Genomic DNA, 14,500 nt, shown 5'->3' on the forward strand with positions numbered 1-14,500 from the left:
CTGAACAAATTACTAACGATTATGGAAAATCTGATACAAGCCATTGAGCAGCTCAAGAAAGAGAAGAATGCCTTGATTATGGGTCACTATTATCAGCGCAGTGAAATACAGGAAATCGCCGACTATATCGGCGACAGCTTGGCGTTGGCACAACAGGCTGCCAAGACAACGGCAGACATCATTGTGATGTGTGGCGTTCACTTCATGGGCGAAACAGCCAAGGTTCTCTGCCCTGAAAAGAAGGTACTGGTGCCCGATATGGCCGCCGGCTGTTCGCTGGCTGATAGCTGTCCGGCCGATAAGTTCGAACAATTTGTCAAGGAACATCCGGGCTATACTGTTATTTCGTATGTCAATACCACGGCGGCCGTCAAGGCATTGACTGATGTAGTGGTCACTTCTACTAATGCTCGTCAGATTGTAGAAAGCTTTCCAAAAGATGAGAAAATAATCTTTGGACCTGATAGAAACTTGGGTAGTTATATCAACTCCGTTACAGGTCGTAATATGCTGGTATGGGATGGAGCCTGCCATGTACACGAACAGTTCTCAGTTGAAAAGATAGTTGAAATCAAGAAGCAGCATCCCCAGGCAGTCATCCTGGCCCATCCCGAATGTAAGGGGGCTGTGTTGAAACTGGCCGATGTCGTAGGTTCGACCGCCGCCCTGCTGAAGTATTTCGTAGCTCATCCTGAAAAAGAATATATTGTAGCTACTGAAGCAGGTATCCTGCACGAGATGCGCAAAAAATGTCCGCAAACCACCTTTATCCCTGCTCCTCCGATGGACAGCACCTGCGGATGCAACGAATGCAACTTCATGCGTCTGAATACGCTGGAGAAGCTTTACAACTGCCTGAAAGACGAGAGTCCCGAGATAACCGTCGATCCTGCCATTGCCGAAAAGGCTGTCCGTCCCATCAAGCGCATGCTCGAGATATCGGCACAGCTGGGATTATAATTTTCTGAATAATAGGTTGTAATGTATAAAAAAAGAGTGCTGACATTCGGTTATGTCGGCACTCTTTTTTTATATAGTCTGTGTAGTAACTTACATCAGATGGACTTCAGGAATTTGCAGAGCTTCTGCGTAGCCTTGGCCCGATGGCTGATCTTGTTCTTTTCGGCATTGCCCATTTCTGCAAAGGTCTGGGTATAGCCTTCGGGTACAAAGATTGGATCATAGCCGAAGCCAGAAGTCCCTTTCCGTGCCTTGACAATCTCTCCCTTGACGATGCCTTCGAACAGATGTTCCTTTCCGTCGATGATCAGGGCAAAGACGGTGCGGAACTGAGCCTTGCGGTTCTCTACGCCTTCCAGGTCCTGAAGCAGCTTCTTCATGTTGGCTTCGGAATTGTGGGCATCGCCTGCATAGCGGGCCGAATAGACGCCCGGAGCGCCGTTCAGTGCCTCCACCTCGAGACCAGTATCGTCGGCAAAGCAGTCCATGTGATAGTTTTCGTAAATGTATCTTGCCTTTATCAAGGCGTTTCCTGCCAGGGTATCAGCCGTTTCGGGAATGTCTGTCTGGCAGTTGATGTCCTTCATGCTGAGAAGTTCTATCTTGTCACCTAAGATGTCTTTCACTTCTTCCAGCTTGTGGGCATTGTTGGTTGCAAAGACATATTTCTTCATATCTTGATAGAATTTATTTTCCTTTCAGTTTGTCGAAACCTTCACCATATACACCGATGACCGAGCTTTGCGAGATGAAAGCATTGGGGTCGATGTCCTTGACCAGGCGGAAGATTTCGACCGACTGGCGCTTGTAAGCTAGGACTACCAGTACCTTGACGTGACCTTTGCTGTACCAGCCTGTACCGTCGAGCACCGTTACGCCACGATGGGTTTCTTTGGTGATGCGGTCGGCTATCTTCTCGTATTCTTTGGAGAAGATGAGGAACTGTACCGACTGGCGGGCACTGTTCACAATGTAGTCGAGCACAAAGCCGATGACGAACAACGTTACAAAGCCGAATATCACGCGGCGCCAGTCGTGGAAGATGAAGTAGCACGAACTGATGATGACCACGTCGCAAGCCATAATCATGCGTCCCAGCGTCACGTCGCGATACTTGTTGATGATGGCGGCGATGATATCCGTTCCGCCCGTACTTCCGTTGCAGTTGAACACCACACCCAGGCCCAAACCGCACATCGATGCGCCGATCAGGCAGGCCATGAAGTCCTGTCCCGGTCCCAGAATCTGTGGCGGTATGCCGTCAGGACCGTTCACAATCTTCTGGAACAACCACAGAAAGAATGTCAACATAAAGATGGCATAAGTCGTCTTGATGCTGAATTTGGGACCCAGTATCTTGATGGCAAAAGTCATCAGTACAGCATTGATGAGGAAGTAGGACCATTGGATGGGGAAGCCGGTGGCATAATAAATGATGGCTCCGATACCTGTGGTTCCACCTGTCGTTATCTGGTAGGGGATCAGAAAAGCTGCCCATGCCAGCGAATAGCTGATGAGTCCGAGGGTAATCATGACATAGTCTTTCAACTCCCTCATCAATGCTGCTTTACTTGGTTTACTGATATGCATAGTTTACTGATTTATTTCACTACCACGTTCACAATCTTCTTCGGCACGACGATGACTTTCACTACCGACTTGCCTTCCATCCACTTGGCCGAGCGTTCGTCGGCCAGCACTTCTGCTTGGATGGCATCCGAAGCGGCATCGGCGGGGAATTCCATGTTGAAGCGTGCCTTTCCGTTGAAGGAGATGGTGTAGTTTACGGTGTTTTCCACCAGATATTCCTCGTTGTAGGCCGGCCAGTGGGCGTCGCATACGGAATCTGTATTGCCCAGTGTTTCCCACAATTCCTCACATACGTGGGGAGCAAAAGGAGTCAGTACTATAATTAGTTGGTTCAACACTTCTTTCTTGTTGCACTTCAGGGAAGAAAGCTCGTTGACGCAAATCATGAAGGCGCTGATGCTGGTGTTGTACGAGAAGGTCTCGATGTCGCCCGTCACTTTCTTGATGAGCTTGTGGAGCGACTTCAGTTCGTCCTTCGTGGCAGCTTCGTCGGTCACGAGATACTGGCCTGAGCGGTCGTAGAAGAGCGACCAGAATTTCTTGAGGAAACGGTGTACACCGTCTATACCGTTCGTATCCCAGGGCTTGGACTGTTCTACAGGGCCGAGGAACATCTCGTACATACGCAGCGTATCGGCACCGTATTTCTCGACAATCATGTCGGGATTTACGACGTTGAACATCGATTTCGACATCTTTTCAACCGCCCAACCGCAGATATACTTGCCGTCTTCGAGGATAAACTCGGCGGTATTGTATTCAGGACGCCAGTTCTTGAAGGCTTCCACGTCGAGCACGTCGTTCGACACGATGTTTACATCCACGTGGAGTGGGGTAGTGTCGTACTGGTCTTTCAGGCCCAGCGACACGAAGGTGTTGGTATCCTTGATGCGATATACAAAGTTGCTTCGTCCCTGAATCATACCTTGGTTCACCAGCTTTTGGAAAGGTTCTTCCACAACGGAGATACCCAGGTCGTGCAGGAACTTGTTCCAGAAGCGGGAGTAGATCAAGTGGCCGGTAGCATGTTCCGTACCGCCTACATAGAGATCCACGTTCTTCCAGTAGGCATCTACGTTCGGGGCTACCAGTGCTGTGTGGTTACGCGGATCCATGTAGCGCAGGTAGTAGGCACTGGAGCCTGCAAAGCCCGGCATGGTGTTCAGTTCGAGCGGGAAGATGGTCTGGTTGTCTATCTTGCTGTTCTCAACGACACAGTTGTTCACCGTGTCCCAAGCCCACTTCGTGGCATGTCCCAATGGCGGTTCGCCTGTTTCGGTAGGCAGGAACTTGTCCACTTCGGGCAACTCCAGAGGCAGGCAGCTTTCAGGAATCATGTAGGGCATGTTGTCCTTATAGTAAACAGGGAACGGTTCGCCCCAGTAGCGCTGGCGGCTGAAGATGGCGTCGCGCAGGCGGTAGTTCACCTTGACGCGGCCCAGGTGGTGTTCCTTGACGTATTTCTTGGTAGCAGCAATGGCTTCCTTGATGGTAAGTCCGTTCAGCGACAGGTCGCAATAGGAAGTGGCGCCGGCCTTCGGCGAGTTGCAGACGATACCTTCCTTGGCGTCGAAGCTTTCCTCGGAAACGTCACAACCTTCGACCAACGGACGGATTTCCAGACCGAAATGCTTGGCAAAGGCGTAGTCGCGCGAGTCGTGGGCAGGTACGGCCATGATGGCACCCGTACCATATCCGGCCAACACATAGTCGCTAATCCAGATGGGCACAGCCTCGCCCGTGAAAGGATTGATGGCATAAGAGCCCGAGAAGACACCCGTCACGCTGCGGTCGCTGATGCGTTCGCGCTCCGTACGCTTCTTGGTGCGGTCCAGATAGGCTTCCACTTCGGCCTTCTGGGCTTCGGTTGTCACCTGTGGAACCAGTTCGCTTTCAGGCGCCAGTACCATGAACGTTACGCCGAACATCGTATCGGCACGAGTTGTGAAGATGGTGAACTCGAGGTCACTGTCCTTCACCTTGAACTGAACTTCGGTACCTTCCGAGCGGCCAATCCAGTTGCGTTGTGTTTCCTTCAGCGAGTCGGTCCAGTCGATGGTCTCCAGTCCGTCGAGCAGACGCTGGGCGTAAGCCGACACACGCAGACACCATTGGCGCATTTTCTTCTGTACAACAGGATAACCGCCGCGCTCCGATACGCCGTCCACCACTTCGTCGTTGGCAAGTACCGTGCCCAACTGAGGACACCAGTTTACCATCGTTTCACCCAGGTAGGCGATGCGATAGTTCATCAGCGTTTCCTGCTGCTGCTTTTCGCTCATGGCCTTCCACTCGTCGGCCGTAAAGCTCAGTTCCTCGCTACAAGCCGCGTTGATTCCTTCGGTACCATTAGCTTCGAAAGCCTTCACCAGCTGGGCGATGGGCTGTGCCTTCTGCAACTTGTTGTCGTAGTAGCTCTGGAACATCTGCTGGAAAGCCCATTGTGTCCAGTGATAATATTCGGGGTCACAAGTGCGTATTTCGCGGTTCCAGTCGAACGAGAAGCCTATCTTGTCGAGCTGTTCGCGATAGCGGTTGATATTGTTGACGGTAGTAATTGCAGGGTGTTGGCCAGTTTGGATGGCATACTGCTCGGCGGGCAGGCCGTAGGCGTCGTAACCCATAGGGTTCAGTACGTTGAAGCCTTGCAGTCGTTTGTAGCGGGCGTAGATGTCCGAAGCGATGTATCCCAGCGGATGTCCCACGTGCAGACCTGCACCCGAGGGGTAGGGGAACATGTTCAGTACATAGAATTTCTGTTTCGTATCGTCTTCCGTTACCTGATAGGTTTTGTTGTCCACCCATCGTTTCTGCCATTTCTTTTCAATCTCCCTGAAATTGTATTCCATACTGATGTCTGTTAATAATTTATTGAAAACGTGTTTATATCTTCTTTTTTCGGTTTATAATACGGTTAATAAACCGTTGCAAATTTACAGGTTTATTTTCAGATTTGCTCATCAAGCCGATAAAAAACATTGGGTTGCGGGCGTACGTTGCTTACTTTTCTCGTAATTTTGCGCCCGAAACAGAAATATTCACTTATGGATACATCAAAAATGAAAGGCCATGCCGCGATGTTGGCGGCTAACAGCATGTGGGGATTGATGGCTCCGCTGGCCAAATTCGTCATGATAGGAGGGGCGGTCAGTTCGCTGGTGATGACCGACTTGCGCGTCTTTGGTGCGATGGTTCTCTTTTGGATTTTTTCTTTTTTCCAAAAGCCTGAACATGTGGGTCACAAGGATCTGATGAAGCTTTTCGTAGCTTCGCTCCTGGCTATTGTCTTCAATCAGGGCAGCTATATCTTCGGCGTAGGGCTGACTTCGCCTGTCGATGCTTCCATCATCACGACCAGCATGCCGCTCATCGCCATGATATTGGCGGCCATCTTCCTGAAGGAACCCATCACGGGTCGGAAGATATTGGGTATTGCCGTGGGCGCATCGGGCGCGTTGCTGCTTATCTTGGGAAGTTCGCAGGCGGCGGCCAGTTCGGCATCGAAGGGTGATAATCCTCTGCTGGGCGATGTGTTTGTACTCTTGGCGCAGTGCAGTTATGCTTTTTATTTTGTGTTGTTTAAAAATTTCGTAGCCAAGTATTCGGCCGTGACGGTGATGAAATGGATGTTTACCTATGCCTTCATTTGTCTGCTTCCTTTCTCATACAACAGTCTTCTGAGTACCGACTGGTTGGCACTCGACGGAGCGCGCATTGCTTCCATCCTTTTCGTAGTAGTGGGTGCTACGTTTCTTAGTTATATTTTGATTATTGTAGGGCAGAAGAACCTGCGTCCGACGGTGGCAGGCATGTACAACTATATCCAGCCGCTGGTCGCCACGATTGTAGCCATCTGCTGGGGGATGGATAGTTTTAATCTGACGAAGATGCTTTCCGTCGTGATGATTTTCGGTGGTGTCTGGCTGGTGACTTCCAGCAAGAGCCGTGCCGAAATGGAAGCTTATAAGGCGGAAAAGCAGGCGAAAAACTTGGACAAAAAAGCAGAGTAGGAGAGAGGGCAATGGAAGGCGGCAAGGATTTCAAGTGGCACTTGACGGCCATCGTGGTGGTAGGCATTTGGGGCATGACGTTCATTTCGACCCGTGTGCTGATAGAGAACGGACTTACGCCGCAGGAGATTTTCCTGTTGCGCTTCCTCATAGCTTACGTGGGTATTTGGTTCATTTCGCCTCGAACATTGCTTTGCCGCACGTGGCGCGACGAAGGCTGGATGCTGTTGGCGGGCGTGACGGGCGGTTCGCTCTATTTTCTGACGGAGAATACTGCCCTCGAAGTGACGCTTACCACAAATGTGGCTTTTATTGTCTGTAGTACGCCTCTGCTCACTATGTTGCTGGCTCGGCTTTTCTATCGGAGCGAGCGGGCTACGTGGCGGTTGGTATGCGGCTCGTTGCTGGCTTTGCTGGGCGTGGGATTGGTCATTTTCAACGGCAATTTCGTGTTGAAGCTTTCGCCTCTGGGCGATGTGCTTTCGTTGACGGCTGCTCTTTGCTGGGCTTTCTATAGCTTGATTATGCGCCAGGTGGCCGACCGCTATTCCACGGTCTTCATTACCCGCAAGGTTTTCTTTTATGGGGTACTCACCATTCTTCCTGCTTTCGTGGTGCGTCCCTGGCAATTCCCATTGGAGGCATTCGCACGGCCTGCCGTCTGGATGAACCTGCTGTTTCTTAGTGTATTGGCTTCATTGGTGTGCTTCGTGGTGTGGAACTTCATTCTGAAGCAGTTGGGTACCGTTCGCGCTTCTAATTATATTTACCTGAACCCCATCTTTACGTCCATTGGTGCCCTGCTTTTCTTGGGCGAACCGTTGACACCCGTTGCTTTGTTGGGTGCGGCTTGCGTATTGTGTGGCGTCTATTTGGCAGGGAAGAAGTAGGCGGAAGAATGAACTTTTTGTTGGTTTAGCGGATTGCTCGATTTTGGGCATATTATCTTTCTTTCTGTGGCCGATTCTTTCTTTTCGCTGACACTCTTGTTTTTTAAAAAGTACGAAATAGAAGGCTTTGAGGGCTTTTAAAGCCTGTTTTTTCCTGTTTTTGGGGATGTTTTTCTTGGTTTTCGGCCTTATTTTCTCTTATAAATGTGCTTGTTTTCCCTCAGAAAAGTGCCTGTTTTCGTTCATAAAGTACTACTTTACGATGAGAAACAGATACTTTTAGTCTTTTATTCTCTTTTTTCGTCTTCGAAAACAGGCATTTTTCTTTGTTTCTCTTCCAGTTTTTTTGTAAATATTTCGCTATCGAATTAAGAATGAGCAAATAAACGGTTTTACACTTCGTTCGTTGCCATCAGCCTTACCTTTGGACCGAACGAAGCGATTCTCAAACGGTTTGAAAATCAAAGTGTCAATCTGTCAATAGACGGTGGACGAAGTCAGTCGATTTTTATTTGCTTTCGAGGCAGAGGCAAGCAAATCTTTATTATATTTGTAGCAATATTAAATCGAAACCATTATGCACAACAAGATTGCCTTTCTGACGGCAGCTGTAACCCTGTGGCTGGCCGCTTCGTGTACGCAACGGGACAAATGCGTGGAGAATCCTCTGATTGAGTCGGCCAACACCATGACGCTCGACATTTCCAAAGTCGAACTGAACGACACGACCACCGTGCTCTATACGGATGCCTATTTCCATCCGGGCTATTGGATCAGGATCAGTTCCGAATCTTACCTGTTGGCTGACGGCAAACGCTATGCCTTGACCGGCACGGAAGGCATCGATGCCGATTCGCTCTTCTGGATGCCCAAGTCGGGCGAGGCTTCTTTCCAGCTGACCTTCGAACCGTTGCCGCGCGGCACGCGCTCGTTCGACTTTATCGAGGGCGATTGCGAGGATTGCTTCAAGCTGTTCGGTGTCGACCTGACGGGCAAGAAGGCTTTCAACCGCCTTTCTGACATCCCTGCCGACGTCATCCGTGCTTCGGAAACCGCCCCCGATGCTGTGCCCGAGCCTCAATTCAAGATAGGCGAGACGATGGTACACATGCACCTTTCAGGCTATCGGAAGGAGCTGGCCAAAGAAGCCAATATTTACCTCAATACACTGATGAACGGCCAGCAGCCCTATACAGCCGCCATCGACTCTGCAACGGGTAGGGCCGAATTCAAGTTCTGGCAATACGGACCTGCACAGGCTTTGGTCAGCGTGGGCATGGTGAATGGACAAATATGGCTGGCGCCGGGCGAGGAGATAGACCTCTACGTGGATATGCGGCGTAGCGGGCAGTATATTCTGAAGCGTCGGGCTGAAAAGAAACAGTTGCCGGCATTCGAGACCATTCCTTTCTGTTACTTCTCGGGCACATACGCGGGCCTGTCGGCGCCGTCTTTGTATTCGGATAAGTATTATGGTATGAACTTATATACAGGCGAGTTTGCCGACTACAAGATGACGGCTGCCGAATACACAAAGCATGTCATCGGCCGTTATCAGGCCCTCTCGGACAGCATCGCCCAAAGCAAGCTGCCGCCCGCAGGCAAGGAACTGGCCTTGATCAATCTGAAGCAGGAGGCGGTCGAGGCCATGGCACAAGGCGATTTCTTCCGTGAACACAATTACAGAAGCGTACATAACCAGTGGGACCGCTCCAAACCTCTGGGCCTCAAAATCGACCTGCTGACGGCTGAGAACCGCGCGGAGCTGTGCAAGCTCTTCTCCATTGCCGACCCCAAGTTGCTGATGGGGCAGCATGCGATGGAGTATGCATCGGCTGTAGCTAATCCCCGAATCGCATGGCCCAAGGAAGCGGGCCTGGAAGGTACCTTCGCTTCCGCACTGAAGCTGGCGTTGCCTCTGGTAGAAAAAGCCTCGAACGCCGCCCTCACCGAAGCCGACCTGCAGACGCTGGACGGCGTGCAGAACCCCTTCTGGCGCGAAGCCTTGCTGAAGATGCAGGAGAACACGCTGGCTCTGCTCAAGGCCGTCGAAGGGAAAGCCGTCATCGAGCAGACGCCCGATGTGCCTGTGGAGAAGCTCTTCGACGCCATCATCGCACCCCACAAGGGCAAGGTCGTCCTCGTAGACTTCTGGAATACCTGGTGTGCGCCCTGCCGCATGGCTATCAAGGCCAACGAGCCGTTGAAGGACGGTGAGCTGAAGAGTGACAACCTGGTTTGGATCTACATCGCCAACCAGACCTCCCCGCTCGTCAAGTACAAGGAGATGATACCCGACATCAAGGGCAAGCACTACCGCCTCACCGACAAGCAGTGGGCCTACCTCTGCGACAAGTTCAAGATAGACGGCATCCCCTCGTATGTGCTGGTGGACAAGCAGGGCAAGTACGGCCTCCGCAACGACTTCCGCGACCACGGGAAGATGAAGGATACGTTGAAGGGAATGATTGAGTAATCCTCTATATAAATTAAAGAATAACACCATGGAAAGATATCAAGTTGCCATTATCGGCGGAGGCCCTGCGGGCTATACTGCCGCCGAAGCTGCCGGACGGGCAGGACTGAGCGTTGTACTCTTCGAGAAAAACAGCCTGGGGGGCGTCTGCCTGAACGAGGGCTGCATCCCCACCAAGACGTTGTTGTATTCGGCCAAGACCTACGACGGCGCGCGCCATGCGTCGAAGTATGCCGTGTCGGTCGAGAACGTGGGCTTCGATCTGCCCAAAATCATCGCCCGCAAGCAGAAGGTGGTGCGTAAGCTGGTACTGGGCGTCAAGGCCAAGCTGACGGCCCATAATGTAAAGATCGTGACAGGCACGGCCGAAGTGGTGGACAAGAACCACGTGCGCTGTGGCGAAGAGGTCTATGAGTGCGACAACCTGCTGCTCTGTACGGGTTCGGAAACGTTCATCCCGCCTATCGCAGGTGTGGACACCGTGCCCTACTGGACGCATCGCGACGCGCTTGACAACAAGGAACTACCCCAGTCGCTGGCCATCATCGGCGGTGGAGTCATCGGCATGGAGTTCGCTTCGTTCTTCAACAGCCTGGGCGTGCAGGTGACGGTCATCGAGATGGTGGACGAGATACTGGGCGGCATGGACAAGGAACTCGCCGCCCTCCTGCGGGCCGACTATGCCAAGCGCGGCGTGAAATTCATGCTCAGTACGAAGGTTGTTTCGCTGGCCGTGGCCGAAGGCGGGCAGGTACAGGTGGGATATGAGAACGCCGAAGGCGTAGGCTCCGTCGTGGCCGAACGGCTGCTGATGAGCGTAGGCCGCCGCCCCGTGACGAAGGGCTTCGGGCTGGAAAACCTCGACCTGCAGAAGACCGAACGCGGTAGCATCGTGGTGGACGAACACATGCAGACGTCCTTGCCCGGCGTATATGTCTGCGGCGACCTGACGGGCTTCTCGCTCCTGGCGCATACCGCCGTACGCGAGGCCGAAGTGGCCGTGAACCACATCGCAGGCAAGGAAGACGCGATGAGCTACCGCGCCATCCCCGGCGTGGTATATACCAATCCTGAGATTGCGGGCGTGGGCGAGACGGAAGAGTCGTTGCAACGGAAAGGCATCGCCTGCCGTGTGGTCAAGTTGCCCATGGCCTATAGCGGCCGCTTCGTAGCCGAGAACGAAGGCGTGAACGGCCTCTGCAAGCTCATCCTGGCCGAGGACGACACCATTCTGGGAGCACATGTGCTTGGCAATCCCGCCAGCGAGATCATCACCCTGGCCGGCATGGCCGTCGAGCTGAAACTCAAGGCCGAGGAATGGAAGAGGGTAGTCTTCCCGCATCCCACGGTGGGCGAGATCTTTCGTGAAGCGTTGTAACCTTTCCTAATTGGTAGCGCGTCGATTTACACTGCGTTGACCGTAAAACAAACAAGAATAGCCGGCTCAGAGTGGAATAGTACTGACATTCTGAGCCGGCTTCTTTTAAGTTTCCATGTTATTCTTTTTATATTCCGACGGAGTGATGCCGAATTTCTCCTTGAACATCTTGGTGAAGTAACTGGCCGATTCGAAACCGCACATCATGACGATGTCTCCGATTGTCTTCTCCGGATCCTTCAGAAACATCTGGGAACGGGCCAGCTTCAATTGCTTGATGTAGGCCGAGGTACTCATGCCGGTCAGCGACTTCACTTTCCGGTTGAGTTGGGATTTGCTCAGACACATCGTTTTTGCAATCATTTCGGAGTTCAGATTGGAAAGCGAGATGTGGGACGAGATGCAACGATTCAGTTCCGCGAGGAAGTTCTTCTCCTGCTCCGGTGCATCCGGCTCTTTTGAAATATCCCGGCCGTCCATCAGCAGCTGGCTGTACTTCCCTCGGAGCATGCTGCGTAGGCAACCAGTTTGCAGATTCTCAGTTTCAGTTCGTCGGGATTGAACGGCTTTATCAGATAGGCGTCGGCTCCGCAGTCGAGGCCTTCCAGCTTGTTTGTGTCGTCGCTTTTGGCCGTGACAATGATGACGGGAATGTGGTTGAGGAGGGGCGATTGGCGGATGGCCCGTGTCATCTCCAGGCCGTCGCATTCGGGCATCATGATGTCTGTAATGATGATGTCCGGTACATACTCCTTCGCCTTGAGCAGCCCCTCCCTTCCGTTGCGGGCATAGACGACGGAGAAGCTGTCCTTGATGATGTTTCCGATGTAGCGGGCGATGTCTTCGTTGTCTTCCACCACCAGAGCGATGTCTGCGTCCTTGGTGATGGCATCGTCTTGGTTGACCGTTTCCTTGGGGGCTTCGCTGTCCGCAACTTCGTGCTCGGCCACCTTCGCTTCGGGAACCCATTTTTCCAGTCTGTCCCCACCGTGCCTTATGGGGATGGACAGGCTGAACAAGGTACCTTCCCCCTGCCTGCTCGACACTTCTATACGGCCGCCCATGGCTTCGGTCATCTGCTTGGTCAGGGCCAGGCCGATGCCTGTGCCGGCATCCTTATGCGCATCCGACTGAAAGAAAAGTTCGAATATGCGGGGCAGGTCGTCCGGCTTGATGCCACATCCCGTATCCTCTACGCTTATCCTGATGCTCTTGCCCGCCACTCGGCTGCGGATGCTTATCCGGCCTCCCTGGGAAGTGAACTTCAATGCGTTGTAGATGAGGTTGGTCAGGATTTTGTACATGAAGTCGGGCACGAAGTCCATGTTGACTTCCTTTTCCTCCGGCCGATATCCGATTTCCACCCGGTTTCTGGCGGCCTGGAGGCTGACGTTCTCTACCACCATCTGGATGAACGCCACCATATTGCCCGTTTTCCAGTCGGCCTTGCCTATGGCCGAACGCACCTTGGCTATGTCCAGCAGCTGGTTCACCAGTGTCAGCAGCCGTTGTCCCTGCCTCGAGATGGCGTCCAGCTCGACGGACGGCGTCCTGGCCTTCGCCTTCAGCTCCTGCGCGCTGCCGAGGATGACGGTGAGGGCGTGCGGAATTCGTGGGTGACATTCGTGAAGAACTCCTGCCTGGCCCGGCTGGCTTTCTTGATGACGTTCTGCATCTTGGCCTTCACTCTCAGCGCATAGATGAGCAGAGAGATGGCCGCGGCCGAAACGAGAATTACCGTGATGAGCGAGTAGAGGATGACCTGCTTCTGCTGTTGCTCGTCGTTGTAGGCCTGGCTGATGATTTCCTTCTCCTTGTTCCCCTTTTCGGTGATGTACTTCAGCCGGAGGTTGTTCAGCCGGTTGATTTTCTTTTCGTTGGTCAGGCTGTCGGTGTAGGCCTTGTATTTCCGGTGGTTGTCGAGTGCTGCCCGGTAGTGGCCGTTTGCCTCGTCGAACAGGGCCTTCAGGCGGTAGGCCTCGGCCTGATGTTCCCACGACTTGATTTCCGTGGCCGTTTTCAGTCCCTCGTCGAGGTAGGGGCGTGCCTGGCCGCTTTGTCCCATGGCCAGATAGACTTTGGCGATGGAGAGGCACGACTCCAGCCAGTGCCACCGGTCCTTGTCGCCCGTCATCAGGTCGTAGGCGCTCTGGTACGATTCCAACGCCTTGCGGTAGTCGCCCATCTGTTCGGCCAGGCGTCCGAAGTGGTTGTAACACAGCGATACGCCCAGTCTGGAGTCGGCCAGGCGGTTCTGCTCCATGGAATAGCCGTAGTAGATCCAGGCCGAATCCCTTTCTCCGCATGCCTCCTTGATGTAGCCGATGTTGGCGTAGTTGATGGCCTGCCCCAGATGGCTCTTCAGGCTTTGCTCCACGGCGAGGGCCTGCCGGAAGATGCTTTCGGCCACGTCGTTGTTCTGCAGGGTGAGCTGGATGTTGCCTATCCCGTTGAGCGACACCGCCCTGCTTTTCAGCGCCCGGGCCGACGAGCGGTCGCCGAATGCCTCGCAGTGGCTCAGGGCCTCGTAGTGTCTGACGGCGGCTTCGTCCAGCATACCCAGGCGTCTGAAGTCCGTGCCGAGCTGGTTCAGTATGTAGATGATGTTGGCCGTGTCCTTCTGCTCCCTGGCCAGCGTCAGAGCCTCTTCGTGGAGGTTGACGGCCGTACTGAAGTCGGACGACTCGCGGTGTATCTTGCCGATTTCCGTCAGGGCCCTCATCCGTCCCGTGTCGTCGTGGGCGGCCTCGAAGCGGGCCAGCAGGTCCTGGAGGGCATCGAGACCCTTGCAGGCGGCTACGAGGCTGTCTGCAAGGGTGTGGTCGGCGGGTGGCGTGGCTTCCTGCCGCCCCCCGCACGAGAGGAGGCAGACGAGGGCCGCCAGCATCAGCGGGCGCTTCAGAAAGGCGGTGATGATAGGGATGTAACGTGTCATATTGGTAGGACTTTGCGGTTTGCAGAACAAAGATACGGCTTTTGTGCCAACTTCAAAATTCTTTGGGCTTTTTTTTTGACATTTTCCTTTCTCCTGCCTCCCGTCTTCCGCCTCCGCCCGCCGCCCGCCGCCCCGGCCGGACGATGGTGGCGGGCCCCGACGGCCCCTTTGAGGGCGACTATAACATACGGCGCATGTCAAAACGTTGTTTTTCAGCGGTTTGATGTTTTGCATGCGCCGTATGTTATAATCGGGCAGACA

At 53.3% G+C, this 14,500-nt stretch carries 11 protein-coding genes; 5 read left to right on the forward strand and 6 right to left on the reverse strand.

Annotated features, from left to right (window positions below; genetic code table 11):
- Positions 1-960: a quinolinate synthase NadA gene (nadA, locus tag HF894_RS11615; protein ID WP_394369849.1), complete on the forward strand. Its 960-nt coding sequence runs from the start codon at positions 1-3 to the stop codon at positions 958-960.
- A gap of 95 nt (positions 961-1,055) precedes the next feature.
- On the opposite strand, the gene HF894_RS11620 is transcribed toward nadA, so the two are convergent.
- Genes HF894_RS11620 through leuS form a run of 3 tightly spaced genes read right to left on the reverse strand, consistent with a single transcriptional unit; the run spans position 1,056 to position 5,399 of the window.
- Positions 1,056-1,634, reverse strand: a complete 579-nt coding sequence (locus HF894_RS11620; protein ID WP_204972512.1) for a non-canonical purine NTP diphosphatase — start codon at positions 1,632-1,634, stop codon at positions 1,056-1,058.
- A gap of 13 nt (positions 1,635-1,647) precedes the next feature.
- Positions 1,648-2,550: a YitT family protein gene (locus tag HF894_RS11625; protein WP_204972514.1), complete on the reverse strand. Its 903-nt coding sequence runs from the start codon at positions 2,548-2,550 to the stop codon at positions 1,648-1,650.
- A gap of 11 nt (positions 2,551-2,561) precedes the next feature.
- Positions 2,562-5,399 carry a leucine--tRNA ligase gene (gene leuS / locus HF894_RS11630; protein WP_204972524.1) on the reverse strand — a complete coding sequence of 946 codons (2,838 nt, stop codon included), beginning with the start codon at positions 5,397-5,399 and terminating at the stop codon, positions 2,562-2,564.
- A 195-nt stretch (positions 5,400-5,594) separates the two neighbouring features.
- On the opposite strand from leuS, the gene HF894_RS11635 reads away from it, so the two are divergent.
- The 4 genes from HF894_RS11635 to lpdA all read left to right on the forward strand — a co-directional run bounded on the left by HF894_RS11635 (position 5,595) and on the right by lpdA (position 11,304).
- A complete protein-coding gene (locus tag HF894_RS11635) occupies positions 5,595-6,560 on the forward strand; it encodes a DMT family transporter (RefSeq protein ID WP_204969944.1) in 966 nt (321 codons plus the stop codon).
- An 11-nt stretch (positions 6,561-6,571) separates the two neighbouring features.
- Positions 6,572-7,450, forward strand: coding sequence for a DMT family transporter (locus HF894_RS11640; RefSeq protein ID WP_204972526.1), 879 nt, complete (start codon positions 6,572-6,574; stop codon positions 7,448-7,450).
- A gap of 577 nt (positions 7,451-8,027) precedes the next feature.
- Positions 8,028-9,926, forward strand: coding sequence for a TlpA family protein disulfide reductase (locus HF894_RS11645; protein ID WP_204972528.1), 1,899 nt, complete (start codon positions 8,028-8,030; stop codon positions 9,924-9,926).
- Between the two features lie 28 nt (positions 9,927-9,954).
- Entirely contained in the window at positions 9,955-11,304 is a 1,350-nt protein-coding gene (gene lpdA / locus HF894_RS11650; RefSeq protein ID WP_204972530.1) for a dihydrolipoyl dehydrogenase, read from the forward strand.
- Positions 11,305-11,409: 105 nt separating this feature from the next.
- Here the strand turns inward: lpdA and HF894_RS11655 are convergent, their stop codons facing one another.
- The 3 genes from HF894_RS11655 to HF894_RS11665 all read right to left on the reverse strand — a co-directional run bounded on the left by HF894_RS11655 (position 11,410) and on the right by HF894_RS11665 (position 14,239).
- Positions 11,410-11,814: a helix-turn-helix domain-containing protein gene (locus HF894_RS11655; RefSeq protein WP_204972532.1), complete on the reverse strand. Its 405-nt coding sequence runs from the start codon at positions 11,812-11,814 to the stop codon at positions 11,410-11,412.
- A complete protein-coding gene (locus HF894_RS11660; protein ID WP_204972534.1) occupies positions 11,784-12,797 on the reverse strand; it encodes an ATP-binding response regulator in 1,014 nt (337 codons plus the stop codon). Before HF894_RS11660 ends, HF894_RS11655 begins: the two co-directional genes overlap by 31 nt.
- A 71-nt stretch (positions 12,798-12,868) precedes the next feature.
- The gene (locus HF894_RS11665) at positions 12,869-14,239 is read right to left on the reverse strand and encodes a tetratricopeptide repeat protein (RefSeq protein WP_204972536.1); all 1,371 of its coding nucleotides are present in this window, start codon (positions 14,237-14,239) and stop codon (positions 12,869-12,871) included.
- Between the last annotated feature and the right edge of the window lie 261 nt (positions 14,240-14,500).

This window comes from Caecibacteroides pullorum (genome assembly GCF_019239235.1).
GTDB lineage: Bacteria > Bacteroidota > Bacteroidia > Bacteroidales > Bacteroidaceae > Bacteroides > Bacteroides pullorum.

Coding starts and splice junctions, on each gene's coding strand:
- HF894_RS11620 (WP_204972512.1), bottom strand. CDS start 1,634: ATGAAGAAATATGTCTTTGCAACCAACAATGCCCACAAGCTGGAAGAA.
- HF894_RS11625 (WP_204972514.1), bottom strand. CDS start 2,550: ATGCATATCAGTAAACCAAGTAAAGCAGCATTGATGAGGGAGTTGAAA.
- leuS (WP_204972524.1), bottom strand. CDS start 5,399: ATGGAATACAATTTCAGGGAGATTGAAAAGAAATGGCAGAAACGATGG.
- HF894_RS11635 (WP_204969944.1), top strand. CDS start 5,595: ATGGATACATCAAAAATGAAAGGCCATGCCGCGATGTTGGCGGCTAAC.
- HF894_RS11640 (WP_204972526.1), top strand. CDS start 6,572: ATGGAAGGCGGCAAGGATTTCAAGTGGCACTTGACGGCCATCGTGGTG.
- HF894_RS11645 (WP_204972528.1), top strand. CDS start 8,028: ATGCACAACAAGATTGCCTTTCTGACGGCAGCTGTAACCCTGTGGCTG.
- lpdA (WP_204972530.1), top strand. CDS start 9,955: ATGGAAAGATATCAAGTTGCCATTATCGGCGGAGGCCCTGCGGGCTAT.
- HF894_RS11655 (WP_204972532.1), bottom strand. CDS start 11,814: ATGCTCCGAGGGAAGTACAGCCAGCTGCTGATGGACGGCCGGGATATT.
- HF894_RS11665 (WP_204972536.1), bottom strand. CDS start 14,239: ATGACACGTTACATCCCTATCATCACCGCCTTTCTGAAGCGCCCGCTG.